The 19,037-nt window shown below is 47.7% G+C and carries 18 protein-coding genes and 1 other annotated feature; all 18 genes read left to right on the top strand.

The genetic code is table 11. The features are described from left to right. Positions 1-34 precede the first annotated feature (34 nt). Complete coding sequence (gene zupT / locus J7I83_RS08010) at positions 35-844, top strand: zinc transporter ZupT (protein ID WP_215100175.1); 810 nt, start codon at positions 35-37, stop codon at positions 842-844. Positions 845-899: 55 nt separating this feature from the next. Further along, positions 900-1,529: a DUF4003 family protein gene (locus J7I83_RS08005; RefSeq protein ID WP_251047535.1), complete on the top strand. Its 630-nt coding sequence runs from the start codon at positions 900-902 to the stop codon at positions 1,527-1,529. 36 nt (positions 1,530-1,565) lie between these two features. Next, complete coding sequence (locus J7I83_RS17805; protein WP_251047534.1) at positions 1,566-1,748, top strand: hypothetical protein; 183 nt, start codon at positions 1,566-1,568, stop codon at positions 1,746-1,748. Positions 1,749-1,918: 170 nt separating this feature from the next. Further along, positions 1,919-3,136 (top strand): MFS transporter, encoded by a 1,218-nt coding sequence (locus tag J7I83_RS08000; RefSeq protein ID WP_215100174.1) that lies wholly within the window; start codon positions 1,919-1,921, stop codon positions 3,134-3,136. A gap of 143 nt (positions 3,137-3,279) precedes the next feature. Then, positions 3,280-4,125: a GNAT family N-acetyltransferase gene (locus tag J7I83_RS07995; protein ID WP_215100173.1), complete on the top strand. Its 846-nt coding sequence runs from the start codon at positions 3,280-3,282 to the stop codon at positions 4,123-4,125. Positions 4,126-4,213: 88 nt separating this feature from the next. Continuing rightward, positions 4,214-5,182 carry an ABC transporter ATP-binding protein gene (locus tag J7I83_RS07990; protein ID WP_215100172.1) on the top strand — a complete coding sequence of 323 codons (969 nt, stop codon included), beginning with the start codon at positions 4,214-4,216 and terminating at the stop codon, positions 5,180-5,182. Continuing rightward, complete coding sequence (locus J7I83_RS07985; RefSeq protein ID WP_215100171.1) at positions 5,179-5,817, top strand: ABC transporter permease; 639 nt, start codon at positions 5,179-5,181, stop codon at positions 5,815-5,817. The genes J7I83_RS07990 and J7I83_RS07985 overlap by 4 nt, the downstream gene beginning before the upstream one ends. Before the next feature lie 11 nt (positions 5,818-5,828). Next, positions 5,829-6,731: a glycine betaine ABC transporter substrate-binding protein gene (locus tag J7I83_RS07980; RefSeq protein ID WP_215100170.1), complete on the top strand. Its 903-nt coding sequence runs from the start codon at positions 5,829-5,831 to the stop codon at positions 6,729-6,731. Positions 6,732-6,896: 165 nt separating this feature from the next. Beyond that, on the top strand, positions 6,897-7,790 hold the full coding sequence (locus tag J7I83_RS07975; RefSeq protein ID WP_251047547.1) for a glycine betaine ABC transporter substrate-binding protein: 894 nt from the start codon (positions 6,897-6,899) through the stop codon (positions 7,788-7,790). 448 nt (positions 7,791-8,238) lie between these two features. Further along, on the top strand, positions 8,239-9,387 hold the full coding sequence (locus J7I83_RS07970; RefSeq protein ID WP_215100168.1) for a thiolase family protein: 1,149 nt from the start codon (positions 8,239-8,241) through the stop codon (positions 9,385-9,387). Positions 9,388-9,415: 28 nt separating this feature from the next. Next, positions 9,416-10,186, top strand: a complete 771-nt coding sequence (locus J7I83_RS07965) for a 3-hydroxyacyl-CoA dehydrogenase (RefSeq protein ID WP_215100167.1) — start codon at positions 9,416-9,418, stop codon at positions 10,184-10,186. Positions 10,187-10,200: 14 nt separating this feature from the next. Then, the gene (locus tag J7I83_RS07960; protein WP_215100166.1) at positions 10,201-11,349 is read left to right on the top strand and encodes an acyl-CoA dehydrogenase family protein; all 1,149 of its coding nucleotides are present in this window, start codon (positions 10,201-10,203) and stop codon (positions 11,347-11,349) included. Continuing rightward, complete coding sequence (locus J7I83_RS07955) at positions 11,350-12,333, top strand: CaiB/BaiF CoA transferase family protein (RefSeq protein ID WP_215100165.1); 984 nt, start codon at positions 11,350-11,352, stop codon at positions 12,331-12,333. It begins immediately after the preceding gene. Then, entirely contained in the window at positions 12,330-13,946 is a 1,617-nt protein-coding gene (locus tag J7I83_RS07950; RefSeq protein WP_215100164.1) for a long-chain fatty acid--CoA ligase, read from the top strand. Before J7I83_RS07955 ends, J7I83_RS07950 begins: the two co-directional genes overlap by 4 nt. 458 nt (positions 13,947-14,404) lie before the next feature. Next, positions 14,405-14,640: a binding site (T-box leader), on the top strand. A gap of 61 nt (positions 14,641-14,701) precedes the next feature. Further along, complete coding sequence (gene trpD, locus J7I83_RS07945; protein ID WP_215100163.1) at positions 14,702-15,694, top strand: anthranilate phosphoribosyltransferase; 993 nt, start codon at positions 14,702-14,704, stop codon at positions 15,692-15,694. Beyond that, entirely contained in the window at positions 15,691-16,464 is a 774-nt protein-coding gene (trpC, locus tag J7I83_RS07940) for an indole-3-glycerol phosphate synthase TrpC (protein WP_215100162.1), read from the top strand. Before trpD ends, trpC begins: the two co-directional genes overlap by 4 nt. Continuing rightward, positions 16,461-18,257, top strand: a complete 1,797-nt coding sequence (trpB, locus tag J7I83_RS07935; protein ID WP_215100161.1) for a tryptophan synthase subunit beta — start codon at positions 16,461-16,463, stop codon at positions 18,255-18,257. The genes trpC and trpB overlap by 4 nt, the downstream gene beginning before the upstream one ends. Continuing rightward, entirely contained in the window at positions 18,254-19,024 is a 771-nt protein-coding gene (gene trpA, locus J7I83_RS07930) for a tryptophan synthase subunit alpha (RefSeq protein WP_215100160.1), read from the top strand. The genes trpB and trpA overlap by 4 nt, the downstream gene beginning before the upstream one ends. Positions 19,025-19,037: the final 13 nt, after the last annotated feature.

Raw genomic sequence — 19,037 nt, 5'->3', positions numbered from 1 at the left:
CCATATTCACTAGAATTGGAAAGAAGGCATATCTATGGATAGTACAGTCTTATTTGCGCTTGGACTAACTCTTTTTGCAGGACTGGCCACTGGGATTGGCAGTCTCCTCGCATTTTTTGCATCCCGCACCAACACGAAATTCCTGTCGGTCTCGCTGGGTTTTTCGGCTGGGGTGATGATTTACGTTTCCTTAATTGAAATCTTTGTTAAAGCAAAAGATTCCTTGACGAACGCCCATGGCGAAAGCATGGGTTACTGGCTGACGTTGGCTGGCTTTTTCGGCGGAATGATTTTCATGGCGATATTGGATCGGATCCTGCCGCAACTTGGAAATCCGCATGAAGTCAAAACGGTGGAGGACATGGATGAAGGACCGACCAATGATGAATATGCCCGGCTTCGAAAGATGGGTATTTTTACAGCTTTGGCGATTGGTATCCATAACTTTCCGGAAGGGATTGCGACATTCATGTCGGCAATGCAGGATCCTGCCCTCGGAATCGCCATCGCTATCGCAGTAGCCATCCACAATATTCCAGAGGGAATTGCTGTGTCGGTTCCGATTTATTATGCAACCGGGAGCCGGAAAAAAGCTTTTCAATACAGTTTTCTTTCAGGTATTTCAGAACCGATCGGAGCAATTGCTGCCTGGCTGTTCCTGATGCCATTTCTCAGCGATACGTTATTTGGTATTATATTCGCCGGGGTGGCGGGAATTATGGTTTTCATTTCCCTGGATGAACTATTGCCTGCTGCAAAACGTTACGACGAAGCGCATCTATCCATCTATGGATTGGTAGCCGGCATGGCGGTAATGGCTGTCAGCCTGGTATTGATCCTCTAATCTTGAAACTTTAAGCCTCCTTTTCTCTCAGTAGAGAGAAAAGGAGGCTTTTTCTATGGATATCAAACGAATTGAACAAGCTTTCTCGGAAGTGTCAAAAACAACAGGGGAGGACGTAGATAAACGAATTGCATTGGCTGTCACCAATATATACTTGTCGCGTGATCAAGCTTTTGATGCGGAAATGCATGAAAGGGCAGTTGGAATCATTAAAAAGAATGAGGGATGGACTTCACTACTGCGCTCCCATCTGCTTCATATAGCAGAAGCTTTCATGGTGGCAAAAAAAGAGGATCTAGAAAGTTCGTTGAAGCTGGTCAATCAAAATCAGAAAGAGCTGAATAACGCGGGGTTTTGGAAAACTTCCTATACGTATCTGGCTGCTCTGCTGATGAAGAGTCCGGAAGAAGCGGAGCGGGCAGCGACAATGAATATGTATTACCACGATTTACGTGAACAAGGCTTTACGATGGGCAATGACCTTCAATGGCTGTCCTGGATCATGACCTTCGATTCACCGGCTTATGATCCAGGAATGGTGGGAAGGGTATTGGCCATCCATCAACTTTTCAAAGATGAAAAAATCAAAATCCGTTTGGCGCAGTTTCCTATTCTTGGTTTTTTAGCGGTGACCCAAGTGGGGGGGGGGCGAAGCGCTGAAAGAAATTGCGGAAAACACGCGTGAACTGGAAAAAACAAGATTTTCCGCTGGTACAAGGATATGGCTTTTTCGACCGCTGTCCAGCAGGCAATGGTCGATAATATAGATGTACAGAATATCTCTGCCATGGCGTTTTCTACTTCGCTGGAAACCTTGATGCAAGAACGGCAGGCAGCGATGATGATCAGTGTCAATACGGCCATTATCTTCTCGGCAAATAATTCTTCTGATGAAAGTTTGTAAGGGGATTTTCCTGCTCTTGTTAACGTGTGGAAACAGTTAGCTTAAGCACCATAAAATATTATTTGATTGAAAAAAACAGACTTTTCAATCTGGACTTGTCACAGATTCGCCGTGAGCGTATAGTTGTGTAAAGATAGAACTATACATGTGTCAAGACAAGGAGGGCGGCAATGTCAACCGTAACTGAGAAAAATCCAAGTTCTATTTCAAGAAATAAATTATTGTGGGTCGCGGGACTGGGGTGGCTCTTTGATGCAATGGATGTTGGAATCTTAGCTTTCGTTATTGCGGCATTGCATGTGGACTGGGGACTGACTTCCAGTCAAATGGGCTGGATCGGCAGCGTCAACTCAATCGGGATGGCGGTTGGTGCATTCGTTTTTGGCATCTATGCAGACCGTGTTGGCAGGAAGAAGATATTCATCATCACCTTACTGCTGTTTTCAATTGCCAGTGGACTTTCTGCCTTTACTACAACACTTGCAGCGTTTATGATCCTGCGCTTTTTTGTTGGGATGGGACTGGGTGGAGAATTGCCGGTTGCCTCTACTTTGGTATCGGAAAGTGTGCCGGCAAAAGAGCGCGGACGCGTCGTCGTCCTGCTGGAAAGTTTTTGGGCAGCCGGATGGCTGGTTGCTGCAATTATTTCGTATTTCATTATTCCGTCTTTCGGATGGCGTGTTGCGTTGTTGCTGACTGCATTGCCAGCGCTTTATGCATTGTATCTTCGCATCAATCTGCCGGATTCACCACAGTTTTCTGCTAAAAAAGATGTGCTGCGATCGGTTTCCACAAACATCAAAGAAGTCTGGTCCAAAAAATACAGACGCCCTACTATGATGTTGTGGATCGTCTGGTTTACAGTTGTCTTTTCGTATTATGGAATGTTCCTGTGGCTGCCAAGCGTTATGGTGCTTAAAGGATTTACTCTTATCCAAAGCTTTCAGTATGTCTTGATTATGACGCTGGCTCAATTGCCTGGATATTTTTCCGCAGCTTGGCTTATCGAGCGTGCTGGCCGGAAATTTGTATTGGTTACATATTTGATCGGGACAGCGGCCAGTGCGCTGGCGTTTGGAAATGCAGATACTATCACCTTATTGATTGTTGCCGGCGCTTTCCTGTCGTTCTTCAACCTGGGTGCGTGGGGAGCATTATATGCCTATTCGCCGGAGCAGTATCCGACGGTTATCCGTGGAACTGGTACAGGTATGGCCGCATCGTTTGGCCGGATTGGCGGAGTTCTTGGGCCGCTCTTGGTCGGTTCGATGCTGACGGCTGGTATTGGCATCAATGTGATTTTTGGGATTTTCTGTGTGTCCATCCTCATCGGTGCAATGGCTGTGGCATTTCTGGGAACCGAAACAAAGCAAATGGAACTGGAATAGATTAACTTCAAAAACAACGTATCCGATTTTGTTTCGGAGCACGTTGTTTTTATTAAAGAAATAACGGAAATGAGCAGGAGATTTTCCATAATATAGCTAATACCTTTATGAAGAGGAATTACCACAGAAATGGATGTGGGAAAATGGAATTGCTTACCTGCTCGGATTCAGCAGCATTTACGGAAAGAGTGGCACCGTTGTTGTATAAGAATGAAGATATATACAGCTTGTTCCTTGGAGTGCTTGGCCAAATTCAGGCCAATCAGTATGAGGAATACTTTTTGGCGATTGCAGAAACCGAAGGCGAGATTGTAGGTGCTTGTTTGATGACTCCGCCGCATGCTTTGCAATTGGTTATTTTCAGGAATCTTCCCGAAATTGAAAAAGAAATCGCTGAACATTTGCAGAATCTTGGAATCGAAATAAGTGGAGTTGTCGGTGAACAGGAAACAAGCCGGCTTTTTGCGGAAGCTTGGACCAAGCAGACAGAAGAACAGGTAAAAGTATTGATGAACCAAGGTTTATACCGCATTGATGCGGTTAATAAAGGTTTGCATAAAAGTGGCGGTTCCTGGCGAATTGCCAGTAAAAAAGATGCGGAACTCTTAGAGGAATGGTACAGGCTCTTTGAGGTGGACACGGGGATCAAACGCTCTACTCAAGCACAGGCAACGCACCGGATTGCCGACTTTCTGGAAAGAAAAGAAATCTATGTGTGGGAAGTGGATGGAGTGGTCGTCTCCTGCATGAAGAAAGCGCGTCCTTCCAAAAACGGCATTACGGTTTCCTTCGTATTTACACCGAAGCATCGCCGTGGCAAAGGGTATGCGCGGACGTTGGTCGCTGAAGTCACAGACGAGCTGCTGCTGGAATTTGATTTTGTGATGCTCTACACCGACCTGAGCAATGCTGCGGCCAATAAAATCTACAGGGAAATTGGCTACGTGCAGATTGCCAACCCGGTTCACCTTGTTTTTGAAGAACATTAATTATTCCGTGTAAACTTTAAATGAGTAAAGCAGTCTGCTAGAGGGTATAAAAAAGCTAGGCTGAAAGAATCAGAAGGGAGCGGATGCTATGATTCGATTTGAAAATGTCACAAAGCGCTTTCCGGATGGAACGGAAGCATTAAAAGACATTTCACTCGTTCTTCCCACTCATGAATTGACTGCCGTAATTGGTCCCAGTGGATGCGGCAAAACCACTTTAATGAAAATGATCAATAAACTGGAAAAACCGACTGCCGGGAGTATCTATATTGACGAGAAACCTATAAACGGAATGGACGAAGTTCAATTACGCCGCTCAATCGGCTACGTGATTCAACGTATTGGCTTGTTTCCTCATATGACCATCTCGGACAATGTGGCGCTGGTCCCAAAACTGCTGGAATGGCCAAAAGCCAAAAAAGAAGAGCGGGTACGGGAACTGCTCGAATTGGTCGGGCTGGATCCAGCAATTTATATGGACCGCTATCCCCTCGAATTGAGTGGTGGACAGCAGCAGCGTGTCGGAGTGATACGGGCGCTTGCTGGAGACCCGAACATTGTGTTAATGGATGAACCGTTTTCAGCTCTTGACCCCATCAGCCGGGAACAGTTGCAGGACGAACTCCGGAATCTCCAACAAACCATCAAAAAAACCATCGTTTTTGTTACCCATGATATGGATGAGGCCTTGAAAATCGCCGATTCCATTATCTTGATGCGCGACGGGCAAGTCGAGCAGACAGGAACACCCCAGCAATTGATCGACAATCCTGCTAATGAGTTTGTGCGGAATTTTATCGGCGTAGAGCGCATCAATCAAAAACGGACATTTGGAGAAAAGAGATTAATGGAATTTTTGGACTTGTTCACAGCCGATTGGGCAGGAGATGCCAAGAAGATTTCTGCTGACTCATCAATTGAAGAAGCTTTTCTGCAATTGGATGAAAGCGACCAGGATTATTTGGCAGTCGTTCAAGATGGCCGGATTATTGCATATGCTAATGACCGTGATTTATTGAAAGCTGCTCTTGCTAAGGAAACGGGGGTACTGGCATGAGAAATTTTCTGGATACTCTTGTCAGCCGGCAGGACATGATCATCAGCGCATTCTTGGAACATATCTATCTGTCGTTTGTAGCAGTGGCGATCGGCATTGCCATTGCATTGCCATTGGGAATTATCATTACACGCTACCGGCGCTATGCTGAACCAATCATCGGGGTGACGGCTGTTTTCCAGACGATCCCAAGCCTTGCCTTGTTTGGCTTTTTGGTGCCTATTTTGGGGATCGGCTCACCTACTGCATTAATTGCACTCATCATTTATGCATTGCTGCCGATTTTGCGGAATACTTATGCTGGCATTGTCGGTGTCGATGGCTCCACAATCGAAGCGGGACGTGGAATGGGAATGACGCGAACGCAAATCCTGCGTCAAATCGAATTGCCGCTGGCACTGCCGTTCATTATGGCGGGGATTCGGACAGCGACTGTCTTGACGGTCGGAATCGCTACGCTTGCCACCTTTGTCGGAGCTGGTGGCTTGGGAGACATTATTTACCGCGGCCTGCAATCGTATAATAATTCGCTGGTGCTGGCTGGTGCGCTACCGGTCGCTTTTTTAGCCATTGGATTTGATCAAATTTTGAAGTGGATTGAAAAAAGAGCAACACCAAAAGGCTTAAAAACATAGGGGGAATCAGGATGAAGAAAGCGGCATTAGGCATTTTATTGGCTGGAACGACTATCATTGCAGGATGCGGATCAGGTGGAGAAGCATCGGAGCCACTTGTAATCGGCGGCAAGCCCTGGACGGAACAGTATATCCTGCCTCACATTCTTGGACAATACATTGAGGCAAATTCGGAATATACAGTGGAATACGAAGATGGCCTTGGAGAAGTAGCGATTTTAACGCCTGCTTTGGAACAAGGGGATATTGATATGTATGTGGAATACACTGGTACAGGGCTAAAAGATGTTTTGAAGGAAGAGTCTGTACCTGGACAGTCTTCGGAAGAAGTATTGGAGATTGTCAGAGCAGGCTATGAAGACACTTTGGGTGCGACTTGGCTAGAGCCGCTTGGTTTTGAAAATGGCTATACTTTAGCGTTTTCTAAGGACAGCGGTTATGACGCGGAAACTTACTCGGATTTAGCGGAAATTTCAAAGTCGGAAAATATGCGTTTCGGCGCACCGCACCCTTTCTATGAACGCCAGGGAGATGGTTTTGATGACCTTGTCGCTACTTACCCATTTGAGTTTTCAGCTACGGAAAGTTTTGATCCGGCCATTATGTATGAAGCTGTCCAAGGCGGAGAAGTAGATGTTATTCCAGCCTTTACAACAGACAGCCGCATTGAATTATTTGATCTTGAAACAACAGAAGACGATCTTTCGTTTTTCCCGAAATACGACGCAGTTCCTGTTGTTCGAATGGAAACACTCGAAGAATACCCAGAGCTTGAGGAAGTCTTAAGTGGGCTGGCGGGGCAAATCAGTGAAGAAGAAATGCTGGCCATGAATTCACGAGTTGACGTAGACCAGGAAGTGGCGAGTGATGTCGCTCGTGAGTTCCTGATTGAAAAAGGGCTAATTGAAGAGTAAAGTGCAAGCAGCTGTGCTGGAAGTCGGTAACTATGACTTTCAGCGCAGCTTTTTTCTGTTTAATGAAAGGAATGTGGCTGTCTTTTATAGTGTTTTGTTTCGATTTCTTGTACAATTACTCCAGCAATAAATAGTTTGTAAATTCAGATAATTAAAAAGAGGAAGCTGATGAGAAGCATTCTAATAGTTGGTTTGGCAACAACAGTATTTTTAGTGGCTGCTTGCGGAAATGAGGCTGCGAGTACTGATCCCGTTGTCATTGGAGGTAAACCGTGGACTGAGCAATATATCTTGCCGCAAATTCTAGGTCAATACATTGAAGGCAATTCGGAGTATTCAGTAAGCTATGAAGAAGGCTTGGGGGAAGTGTTGATTTTGACACCGGCTATTGAAGATGGGGACATCGATATGTATGTCGAATATACAGGAACCGGATTAAAGGATGTGTTAAAAGAAGAATCGGTAATCGGAGAATCTTCAGAAGAAGTACTGGCACGTGTGCGGGCTGGATATGAAGAAGCGTTGGATGTGACTTGGCTGGAGCCTTTAGGTTTTGAGAACAGCTACACGGTGGCATTTTCAAAAGACAGTCAAACACTGTCGGAACTGGCTGAGATAACCCATTCACAGCCAGTGAGCTTTGGCGGCCCTCATTCATTTTATGAACGGGAAGGAGATGGTTACGAAGACTTGGTCTCCACATATGAGATGGAATTTTCCAATACCGAAAGTTTTGATCCATCAATTATGTATGAAGCAGTTGCTGAAGGCGATGTAGACGTTATTCCTGCCTTCACCACGGATAGCCGAATTGAATTGTTCGACTTGCAAACCACAGAAGATAACTTAGGGTTCTTTCCTAAATATGATGCGGTACCGATCGTTCGACAAGAAACTTTGAAAGACTATCCGGAGCTTGAAGATCTGGTCAATGAACTCGCTGGGCAAATTAGCGAGGAAGAAATGATGCTCATGAATGCAAGAGTAGATCAAGACCAGGCAATCGCCCGTGATGTGGCCCGTGACTTCTTGTTTGAAAAAGGATTGATTGAAGAATAAGAAAAGATTCCGTGGCTGAGGCTGCGGAATCTTTTTTTGCTCAAGAAAATATGTGGCTTTGTGCTGTCAGAGCTACTTGGGTGCTTTCGCTTTTCTTATTGTCCAGACTCCAGCACCCAGCTCTTCGGATCATAAGCCAACCCAGCTGCGCGGCAAAGAGCGCCGCACTGCTGGTCTGTCTTATGCCTGTCAGAGCTATATGGGTGCTTTCGCTTTTCTTATTGTCCAGACTCCAGCACCCAGCTCTTCGGGTCATAAGCCAACCCAGCTGCGCGGCAAAGAGCGCCGCACTGCTGGTCTGTCTTATGCCTGTCAGAGCTATATGGGTGCTTTCGCTTTTCTTGTAGCATTTGGCAAACGGTTCTTGTACAATGGTTTTAATGAGTGAATAGTCATTCAATTCAGCTAAATGAAAGCGATTTCAAAAATCTATAATGGGGTGAAGGATATGAGAGAAGTTGTAATAATAGAAGGAGTACGTTCACCGATAGGGCGCAGAAAAGGGCAGTTTGCGAATCAACGCCCGGATGAATTGGCAGCTTTAGTACTGGAAGCGCTGGTGAAACGTGCTGGTGTGGAAAAAGCGGATATAGAAGATGTTATTTTAGGTTGTGTTTCACAGGCCGGCGAACAGGGTGGCAATATTGCGCGCACGGCAGCATTGATTGCAGGTTTTCCGGATTATGTGCCCGGTGTCACCATTGATCGCCAATGCGGTTCAAGCCAGCAGGCAGTGCATTTTGGGGCGCAGGCGATTTTAGCGGGAGATATGGATATCGTCATTGCGGGTGGTGTAGAAAGTATGACGCGCGTACCGATGTTTTCCAATATGCAGGATGCAAAACCCAGCAAGAAGCTGACTGACCAATACGAAATCATCAACCAGGGATTATCGGCAGAACGCATCGCTGAGAAATGGGGATTCACCAGGGAGCAGCTTGATGCTTTCGCGGTGCAAAGTCATGAGCGGGCGCAAAATGCCATTCAGGCAGGACATTACGAGCGGGAAATTGTTCCGATTGAAACACAAGGCGCAGACGGCGAAAAACAAACCGTTGCGGTAGATGAAGGGCCGCGTCCTGGAACGACACAGGAAGTTCTGGGGAGACTGAAAACGGCTTTTGATGAGAATGGTGTAATCACTGCGGGGAACGCCAGCCAGATGAGTGATGGTGCTTCAGCCGTCCTTTTGATGTCGGCTGAGAAAGCGCAGGAGCTGGGCTTGAAACCGAAAGCGCGGATACTGGCGCGTGTAGTGGTGGGCTCCGATCCGACATTGATGCTGACGGGGCCGATTGCGGCAACAAGGAAAGTGCTTGAAAAAGCAGGGCTCGAAATTGGTGATATGGATCGTTATGAAGTCAATGAAGCGTTTGCGCCAGTTCCACTTGCATGGCTGAACGACATCGGCGGAGATCCCGAAAAACTGAATGTCAACGGTGGCGCGATAGCACTTGGGCACCCGCTTGGCGCAACAGGAACCAAATTGCTGGTGTCGCTGCTGCATGAACTGGAGCGGACAAATGGGCGTTATGGTCTATTGGCAATTTGCGAAGGGATGGGAATGGCCAATGCCACCATCATTGAAAAACTGTAGATCGTTTTGAACACTGAGGGGGATGACAATGGAATTTTCAAATGTTAAAGCAGTGGTTACAGGTGGAGCATCCGGGCTAGGAGAAGCGACAGTGCGCCACATTGCAAAAAGTGGCGGAAAAGCGGCTATTTTTGACCTGAATGCAGAACGGGCAAGAAAGCTGATCGAGGAGTTAGGCGGAGAATCAGTTATCTACAAAGAAACCGACGTGACAGATGCGAGGCAGGTCGAACAGAATATCAGCGAAACGCTCGAACAATTCGGCGAGATCGATTTAGTGGTCAATTGTGCAGGTATCGGCACTCCAGGAAAAGTATTGTCCAAAGGCACACCGATCGGGCTGGATCAATTCGAAAAAGTCATCAAAGTAAATTTGATCGGCAGCTTTAATGTGATCCGTGTTGCCGCGGCAGCTATGCAGAAAAATGAGCCGAATGAAGAAGGGGAGCGCGGGGTCATTATTTCAACAGCATCTGTGGCCGCTTACGAAGGTCAGATTGGACAAGCGGCCTATAGTGCGTCAAAAGGCGGAGTGGTCTCAATGACTTTGCCGATAGCGAGGGAATTGGCGAGAGACGGAATCCGCGTCATGGCAATTGCCCCTGGGTTAATGGAGACGCCGATGGTGGAAGGGCTGCCGGATGCTGCAATTGCTTCATTGTCTGCGGCTGTGCCATTTCCAGCACGCCTTGGAAAACCTGCTGAATACGCACAATTGGTGGAAAGCATTACAGTGAATCCGATGTTGAATGGAGAAACAATCCGACTCGACGGAGCAATCCGCATGCAGCCGAAATAAGGGGGACAAAGAGGATGGGGAGATACCGTTTTGAAGAAGAAGAACATGTGATGTTCCGAAAGTCGTTGCGCAAATTTCTGGAGAAAGAAGCGGTCCCGAATTATGACCAGTGGGAAAAAGATCGCCTTATTCCAAAATCCTTCTGGAAAAAACTTGGGGATATGGGTTTTTTAAGCCCTCAAGTTGAAGAACAATATGGCGGTCTTGGACTTGATTTCCGTTACGCAGTTGTTATCGGAGAAGAGATGGAACGTGTCGGTGCCAGTTTGACAGGCGTTGGCCTCCATAATGATATCACCGTTCCTTATGTTGAATCCTACGGCAATGAAGAGCAAAAACAGCGCTGGCTGCCAGGCTGCGTTTCAGGTGATCACATTACAGCGATCGCCATGACAGAACCGGGAGCAGGATCTGACCTGGCGAATATATCAACCACCGCCGTTCGGGATGGCGACAATTACATTGTCAATGGCCAGAAGACCTTCATCACTAACGGCATCAATTCGACATTGGTGCTGGTGGTCGTGAAAACCGATCCAAAAGCAGAACCGAAGCACCGTGGCATTTCTCTTTTGATGGTAGAAGAAGGGACACTTGGATTTATAAAAGGGCGTAAGCTCGATAAAGTCGGCCTTCATGCACAAGATACGTCCGAACTGTATTTTGAGGATTGTGTTGTTCCAGCAGCAAATTTGATCGGCGAAGAAAACAAAGGCTTTACCTATTTGATGGAAAAACTGCAGCAGGAACGCTTGGTGGTCGCAATGGCCGCCCAGGTGGCATCAGAGGATATGCTGGAGATGACCTTGGAATATGTAAAGTCAAGAAAGGCCTTTGGCAAGCCAATCGGCTCGTTCCAGAATTCCCAATTTAAATTGGTGGAAATGGCGACGGAAATCGAATTGGGCCATTCATTTTTGGAATCACTCATTGAAGACCATATGGCTGGGAAAGACATTGTTTCCAAAGTGTCGATGGCGAAATTTTGGCTGACCGACACGGCCAAAAAGATTTCCGGTGAGTGCATGCAATTGCATGGCGGATACGGCTACATGGAAGAATACAAGATTGCACGCCGCTACCGGGATATCCCAGTAGCAGCAATCTATGCAGGCTCTAATGAAATCATGAAAACCATCGTTGCTAAACGGATGGGCCTGTAAATGGAAAATGCATTGAAAGGTGTACGGATACTGGACGTCACTTATTATGTTCCAGGGCCGTATGCAGGAATGCGGCTTGCCGAACTAGGGGCGGAAGTCATCAAAGTGGAACCGCCAGCCGGTGATCCGGCGCGTTATATGAGCGGAGGGCATGTCCACCGGGCGAATAACCACGGCAAAACGATTGTCCGGATCGACTTGAAATCACCTGAAGGCCGTCTTGAGATGCTGGAATTGGTGAAAAGTGCAGATGCGCTTATTGAGACATTCCGGCCGGGTGTCATGAAAAAATTGGGCTTGGATTATGACAGCTTGAAAATCCTGAAGCCGGATCTGGTTTACTGTTCATTATCGGGGTATGGACAAACGGGTGAAATGGCCGGCTTGGGCAGCCATGACTTGAATTATATGGCTTTGTCGGGTGCTTTGGATCAATTGACAGATGCTTCCGGTAGGCCGATTCACCCAACCAATACGTTCGCTGATTTCACGGGAGGCTTGCTCGCTTCAGAACAGCTGCTTGCTGCGTTATTGAAAAAGTTCCGGACCGGAAAGGGGCAGTACCTGGATATTGCTTTGGCTGAAGTGATGGCTGAATTTCTTGGGAATCATGACGTCTATCATGAAGCGGGTGTTTCGGATAGAGGAATTCCGGAAATCGGCGGCACGAGGGTCAGCTACGCCATCTATGAAACAAAAGATGGCCGCTATATGACTTTAGGGGCGCTGGAGGAGAAATTCTGGCGTGCTTTCTGTGATTTTGCCCACCAGCCGGAATGGCTGGAATGGGGAGACAGGCCCTTGGAAAGCCCGGAACACCAGGAAGTGGCAAATTTTTTCAAATCGAAGGACTGGCAGGAATGGTACCGGATATCATTGCAGGTGGATGCCTGCCTGGCGCCCATATTAAAGGCGCATGAACGGCATGAACACCCGTTTTTCATTGAAAAAAATAGAACGAAAAAGGAGTCGGATGTGACATGATGGATTCACCGTTATTATTATCATCTTTCGTAAAAAGAGCAGAGCGCTATTTTCCTGAAAAATTGATCATTTCACGGACCGGAGAGAATATGGTCCATCGCATTCCCTATAAAGAATTTGCTGTGCGAACACGTAAACTGGCCGCTGCTTTGACGAAAATCGGCATGGACCGAGGCGCGAAAGTCGGAAGTTTTGCCTGGAATCATCACCGCCATCTGGAATTGTACTTTGGTGTGCCCGGTGCCGGCGCTATCCTGCATATGATCAATATTCGCTTGTCTCCGGAACATATCGCCTATGTCATCAACCATGCCGAAGATGAAATTCTGGTGGTCGATCATGATTTGTTTCCCTTGATTGAAAAGCTGGCGCCAATGCTGAAAACAGTCAAGTATTTTGTCATCATGAAAGACGGAACAGATTTGCCGGAAACCACACTTGAAAACGTCTATTCCTACGAAGAGCTGTTGGCCGCTGAAGACGGCAGCTTTGAATTCCCTGAAGATCTGGACGAAAACACGCCGGCTGGCATGTGCTATACTTCGGCGACTACCGGTAATCCGAAAGGGGTCGTCTATACACACCGTGGGCTGGTGCTCCACAGTTATGCACTGGGCATGTCCGATGCTATGGGCTTGTCGGAACGTGACGTCGCCTTGTCGATTGTTCCGATGTTCCATGCCAATGCATGGGGCCTGCCGTTTGCCAGTGTCTTGTTTGGTACTACGCAAGTATTGCCGGGGCCGGGCTTTGCTCCAGGCATGCTGTTGGATTTGATTGAATCCGAGAAAGTTACTTTGACTGCCGGTGTCCCAACCATTTGGATGGGCGTACTGAAGGAACTGGAAGCGAACCCGCGCAATATTGGAACGCTTCGGATGATCATCTGCGGTGGCTCAGCTTCACCGAAAGGCTTGATACGGGCGTTTGAGGAGAAATACGGTGTACCGTTTGTGACAGGCTATGGCATGACGGAAACCGCGCCACTTGTCAGTTTGGCCATCACCACTTCGGCCATGGCTGATATGACGATGGATGAGCGCATCGAACGCCGCTCGATGGCAGGTTTGCCGATGCCAGGGCTGGAAGTGCGGATTGTCAATGAAGATGGTGAGGCTCCCTGGGACGGCGAAACGATGGGCGAGCTGAATGTCAAAGGGGCATGGATCGCTGATGAATATTATAAGGATGAACGGACTGCAGATGCCTTTAGGGACGGCTGGCTTTATACGGGTGACATCGCTGTCATTGAACCGGATGGTTATATCAAGCTGACAGACCGGACAAAAGATCTGATCAAGAGCGGCGGGGAATGGATTTCATCTGTCGACCTGGAAAACTCATTGATGACACATGATGCAGTTTTTGAAGCAGCAGTTGTCGCAATTCCACATGAGAAATGGATGGAACGCCCACTCGCCTGTGTGGTCCTAAAAGAAGGCTATGCTGAAGACGAAGCGATGAAATTGGAGTTGCTGACATACCTGGAGAGCCAATTCGCCAAATGGTGGGTTCCGGACGATGTGGTCTTTTTGAAAGAAGTGCCAAAGACCTCGGTCGGGAAATTCCTTAAAGCGGCTTTGCGAAAAGAACTGGATGGCTATTATCAATAACTATTATTTGTTTGAGCTCAGGCGCCAAGAGAAAGATGGGTGCCTGGGCTTTTCTTGTTGTCTGGACTTCAGTGCCCAGATTCTCAGGGTCATAAGCCAACCTGGTGTCCAGTTGCAGTGCCTAGCTCTTCGGGACGTAAGCCACTCTGGCTATGCGGCTGAAAACGCGTGGCTTCGCCGGTCTGTCTTATGCCCATCGGACCTGCACGGCCGCTTCCGCATTTCTATAGTGTCCAGACTCCGGCAGCCAGCTCTTCGGGTCATAAGCCAACCCAACTGTGTGGTAAAAAGCACCACTTCGCTGGTCTGTCTTATGCCCGTCAGAGCTATATGGCTGCCTGCACATTTCTTAACACTTGACAGAATAAACAAAACCTTTTAATATAAGGGTCAACTTGTTGTATGAGAAGCAAGTCCTTTTGAGAGAAGAGCCTAGAGAAGACTAGAATAGAAGAGTGTACAAATCGAGGATTGAGACGAGTAGGCAGGGAAATCCATTTAGAGAGTCAGCGGCTGGTGGAAGCTGATTGGGTGATCTGCGCGAATGGACTTAGGAGAGCTGGCCTGAAAGCGGAAGCGAGTAAGGGAGACGTAAGCCCTGCGTTAAAGGGAAAGGCGAAGAGCCTGTTTAAGTGAGTGCAGAATTTTTTTGCATTAATGCGTGGTGGTACCGCGGTTTCAACCCGTCCCCGCAATCAGATAACTATCTGGTTGCGGGGATTTTTGCATTCAAAACAAGACGAGGAGAGATCAGGATGAGCAGAGTAGAGAATTTGAGCGAACAATTGATGTACGAAAAATCGTTGGAAATTTTGAACGGTACGATAGATGAGCAACAAGTGAAAAAATTTTTATCTGATTTGCATGAAAAAGGCGAAACAGCAGATGAATTGGTCGGTTTGGTCAAAGCGATGCGTGAAAAAGCGGTGAAACTTCCAGTGGTGGAAGGCGAGTTGGTCGATGTTTGCGGAACTGGAGGGGATCGTTCCTATAGTTTCAACATCAGTACATTGACGGCTTTTGTTTTGGCAGGCTGTGGATTGACCGTTGCCAAGCACGGCAATCGCAGTGTGTCGAGCAAGACCGGCAGTTCCGATGTATTGGAAGCACTCGGCATTTCAACAAAATCGGATATTGTGTCAATTCCGGCGATGCTGGATCAAACTGGGATTGCACTTTTATTTGCGCCCGCTATCCATCCGGCACTCGGTGGGCTGCGTCAGATCCGCAAAGACATCGGCACTCCGACCATCTTTAATTTAGTTGGGCCTTTGGCAAATCCATTGCCGATTACGGTTCAAATGACTGGTGTTTATCGCCTTGATATGCTGGAGCCGATGGCAGATGCCTTGATTCGGCTGGGCAGAAAAAAAGGTGCCTTGGTTCACGGTGCAGGGGGATTGGACGAATTGTCGCTTGCCGGCACCAACGAATTGATCGTTTTTGATGAACGGGGCAAGCGGAAAATGACCATCCATCCAAATGAGGTTGGTTTGGAAGTCGCGCCGATCGAAGCGATTCGCGGCGGCGATCCGGAACGCAATGCCGAGATCTTTATGGACGTTCTATCTGGGACCGAGAGCCCATATTTGGACACAGTGGCTTTAAATGCAGGAACCGTATTGTATGTCAGTGGCAAGGCCGAAACCGTGGCGGAAGGTGTACAACAGGCAAAAGCATCAATCAAATCAGGCGAAACCGCGCGTGTCTTCGACTTGCACCGGTTAGCAGCGGGGGTATTTGTATGACAATACTGGATAAAATCATTGCAACTAAACACGAAGAAATCAAAACCTATAAACCGGTTGAGTCCGGCAGCATCGTTTTTCCGGAAAAATCAAAGCTGCTGCAGCGCCTAAAAGAAAAAAATGGCGTCATTTCAGAAATAAAACGCGCTTCCCCGTCAAAAGGGGATATCCACACAAGAGTGGATGTTGTGGCGCAAGCTAAAAAATACGAAGCAGCGGGAGCGGCCGCAATTTCGGTCCTCACCGATGAAACCTACTTTAAAGGATCGATTGATGATCTGCGCGAAGTGGCAAAAGCCGTTTCGATTCCTGTTCTGTGCAAAGATTTTATGGTCAGCGAAATTCAGATTGACCGTGCCCAGCACGCAGGAGGCACCATCATCCTATTGATTGTTGCGGCACTCGAAAAGCAAGAGCTGCATAGCCTTTACCAGTATGCCCTATCTAAAGGACTCGAGGTTTTGGTGGAAGTCCATGATGAAGAAGAGCTGCAGAGAGCGCTGGAGCTGGATGCCAAGCTGATTGGCGTCAATAACCGCAACCTGAAGACCTTTGACGTTTCGATTGAGCGGACCGCGCAATTGGCTGAGAAATTCCCATTCGACGGCGAACGTGTGCTGATCAGTGAGAGTGGGATGCATACGCAAGAAGATGCGAAATTCGCTTATGCGAGTGGTGCTTCAGGAATTTTGGTGGGCGAGGCATTGATGCGATCAGAGGATCCGGGCAGCTGGATCCGCGAGGCGACCAGCGAGGAGGCAGTCCAATGACCAAAGTGAAAATCTGTGGCTTGAAGGAAAAACAGCATGTTGAAGCGGCGAAACGGGCAGATGCCATAGGCTTTGTCTTTGCTCCGAGCAAACGTCAGGTGACAATCGAACAGGCGGCTGAACTGGCAAAACATATTCCAACAGATACCGATAAAATTGGTGTGTTCGTCAATGCTTCTTTAGAAGAAATCGAAGAGACGATTGCAGGCGTTCCATTGACGATGGTCCAATTGCACGGAGATGAACCAGATGAACTGATCAAGGCAATTCGAGTACCGGTCATTCAGGCTTTTTCCATCCGTACGAAAAAAGATGTGGACCAGTTGGAGAAATCCCTGGCTGATTATGTGCTGGTGGATGCCCCTGGCACCGATTACCGCGGAGGCAGTGGCAATGTCTTCGATTGGTCTCTATTGGACGGAGCTGCTATCGATCCATCCCGCCTGATTATAGCAGGCGGCTTGAATCCGAATAATGTTCATGCAGCCATTACACAGACAACGCCTTATATGGTGGATGTTTCAAGCGGAGTCGAAACAGACGGCCGCAAAGATACCGAGAAGATACAGAAATTCATTAAACAGGTAAAGGATGATTCGATGGAACAGACAATAGAGAAAACCGGATTTTTCGGCAAATACGGTGGCCAATTTGTGCCGGAAACCTTGATGAAAGCCGTCAAGGAATTAGAAGATGCTTACGAAGCGGTAAAAAAAGATCCCGAATTCTATAAAGAATACAATCATTATCTATCAGAGTATGTTGGACGCGAACAGCCACTGACATTCGCAAAACGGATGACTGAAGCGCTGGGTGGACCGAAAATCTATTTAAAACGGGAAGACTTGAATCATACCGGTGCCCATAAAGTGAATAATGCAATTGGCCAGGCCTTGCTTGCCATGCGCATGGGCAAACGCAAAATTGTAGCAGAAACAGGGGCGGGCCAGCATGGTGTGGCAACAGCGACAATCTGTGCCCTTTTCGATTTGGAATGCGTCATTTTCATGGGGGAAGAAGATATCAAGCGCCAACAACTGAATGTTTTTCGCATGAAGCTCCTGGGCGCACGTGTGGAAAGTGTCACAAAAGGCAGTGCAACTTTGAAGGATGCAGTCAATGAAGCCTTGCGCTACTGGGTTTCCAATGTGGAAGATACGCATTACCTGATCGGTTCGGCTCTCGGGCCGCATCCGTTCCCAACGATGGTCCGTGATTTCCAACGCGTCATCGGCGATGAGACGAGACGTCAGATTCTGGATAAAGAAGGACGTTTGCCTGACGCCATTTTGGCATGCGTCGGCGGTGGCAGCAACGCCATCGGCATGTTCTATCCCTTCATTAAAGATAAAGATGTTCAGTTGATCGGCGTTGAAGCAGCTGGTCAAGGTGTGGATACGGACAAGCATGCGGCGACCTTAACGAAAGGAACAGAAGGTGTACTTCACGGCGCTATGATGAAATTATTGCAGGATGATGCCGGGCAAGTACAGGAAGCACACTCGATTTCTGCAGGTCTTGATTATCCGGGAATCGGACCAGAACATGCTTATTTGGCGGATATCGGCCGCGTTGAATACCGTTCGATTACGGACAAGGAAGCGCTTGATGCGGTCATTAGCATGTCCCGCCTTGAAGGGATCATCCCTGCTCTTGAAACAGCACATGCCATTGCAGAAGCTGAGAAGCAAGCCAAGACGATGACTACAGACCAGATTTTGGTCATTTGCGTATCAGGACGCGGTGACAAAGATATGGCCACTTATGCTGAGCAACTGGAGGGACTGTCATGAAACGACTGGAACAGCTGAAAAGTTCAGGAAATAAAGCGTTTGTCGCCTACATCATGGCAGGAGACGGCGGCCTCGACCGTTTGAAGGAACAAGTGCAGTACCTACAGGGAGCTGGCGTAACAGCCATTGAAATCGGCATCCCTTTTTCTGACCCGGTAGCGGATGGCCCGACGATCGAAGCGGCGGGCAACCGTGCCTTGAAACAGGGCGTCACGCTGCAGAAAGTACTGGAAGAAATGCAAACCTGGACTTTCCAGGTCGAAATACCGCTGCTGATTATGACGTATCTGAATCCGGTGCTGAAATTTGGCGTGGAACGTTTTGCGTCTGAATGCAGCAAGGCTGGAGTGTCAGCTGTCATCATACCGGATCTTCCTTATGAACATAAAGAGCTGGTACAGCCCCATGTTGATAAAGAAGGCATCAAATTAATTCAACTGGTGACCTTGACGACGACCGATGTTCGGCTGGATGATATCCTCAGCGGAGCGGAAGGCTTTGTTTATGCAGTAACGGTCAAAGGCATAACGGGATCACGCGATGAAATGTCGGAAGATGTTAAAGCCTTTATGCGCAAAGTACGGGATAAAAGCCCGGTTCCGGTTTATGCTGGATTCGGAATTTCAAAAAGCAGCCACGTCGACATGCTGCGTGATGATGTAGATGGATTCATTGTAGGAAGCGCCATTGTGGAAGCTTTCAATGACAATAGAATTCAGGAAATTGAACCGCTTATCCATGCAGTGACTGCCATCCATTCGGTATAATGCCGATAGGAGG

This window comes from Planococcus sp. ISL-110, from assembly GCF_018613575.1.
In the GTDB taxonomy this organism is placed as follows: Bacteria; Bacillota; Bacilli; order Bacillales_A; family Planococcaceae; genus Planococcus.
Note: the sequence above shows the minus strand (reverse complement) of the source record. Positions and strands in the feature narration are given on the sequence as shown.

What these genes read in the sequence shown, in the direction of transcription:
- zupT (WP_215100175.1), top strand. Translation starts at nt 35, where the DNA reads ATGGATAGTACAGTCTTATTTGCGCTTGGACTAACTCTTTTTGCAGGA.
- trpB (WP_215100161.1), top strand. Translation starts at nt 16,461, where the DNA reads ATGACCAAAGTGAAAATCTGTGGCTTGAAGGAAAAACAGCATGTTGAA.
- trpC (WP_215100162.1), top strand. Translation starts at nt 15,691, where the DNA reads ATGACAATACTGGATAAAATCATTGCAACTAAACACGAAGAAATCAAA.
- J7I83_RS07960 (WP_215100166.1), top strand. Translation starts at nt 10,201, where the DNA reads ATGGGGAGATACCGTTTTGAAGAAGAAGAACATGTGATGTTCCGAAAG.
- J7I83_RS08005 (WP_251047535.1), top strand. Translation starts at nt 900, where the DNA reads ATGGATATCAAACGAATTGAACAAGCTTTCTCGGAAGTGTCAAAAACA.
- J7I83_RS07985 (WP_215100171.1), top strand. Translation starts at nt 5,179, where the DNA reads ATGAGAAATTTTCTGGATACTCTTGTCAGCCGGCAGGACATGATCATC.
- J7I83_RS07955 (WP_215100165.1), top strand. Translation starts at nt 11,350, where the DNA reads ATGGAAAATGCATTGAAAGGTGTACGGATACTGGACGTCACTTATTAT.
- J7I83_RS07990 (WP_215100172.1), top strand. Translation starts at nt 4,214, where the DNA reads ATGATTCGATTTGAAAATGTCACAAAGCGCTTTCCGGATGGAACGGAA.
- J7I83_RS07965 (WP_215100167.1), top strand. Translation starts at nt 9,416, where the DNA reads ATGGAATTTTCAAATGTTAAAGCAGTGGTTACAGGTGGAGCATCCGGG.
- J7I83_RS07970 (WP_215100168.1), top strand. Translation starts at nt 8,239, where the DNA reads ATGAGAGAAGTTGTAATAATAGAAGGAGTACGTTCACCGATAGGGCGC.
- J7I83_RS08000 (WP_215100174.1), top strand. Translation starts at nt 1,919, where the DNA reads ATGTCAACCGTAACTGAGAAAAATCCAAGTTCTATTTCAAGAAATAAA.
- trpD (WP_215100163.1), top strand. Translation starts at nt 14,702, where the DNA reads ATGAGCAGAGTAGAGAATTTGAGCGAACAATTGATGTACGAAAAATCG.
- J7I83_RS07995 (WP_215100173.1), top strand. Translation starts at nt 3,280, where the DNA reads ATGGAATTGCTTACCTGCTCGGATTCAGCAGCATTTACGGAAAGAGTG.
- J7I83_RS17805 (WP_251047534.1), top strand. Translation starts at nt 1,566, where the DNA reads ATGGCTTTTTCGACCGCTGTCCAGCAGGCAATGGTCGATAATATAGAT.
- J7I83_RS07980 (WP_215100170.1), top strand. Translation starts at nt 5,829, where the DNA reads ATGAAGAAAGCGGCATTAGGCATTTTATTGGCTGGAACGACTATCATT.
- trpA (WP_215100160.1), top strand. Translation starts at nt 18,254, where the DNA reads ATGAAACGACTGGAACAGCTGAAAAGTTCAGGAAATAAAGCGTTTGTC.
- J7I83_RS07950 (WP_215100164.1), top strand. Translation starts at nt 12,330, where the DNA reads ATGATGGATTCACCGTTATTATTATCATCTTTCGTAAAAAGAGCAGAG.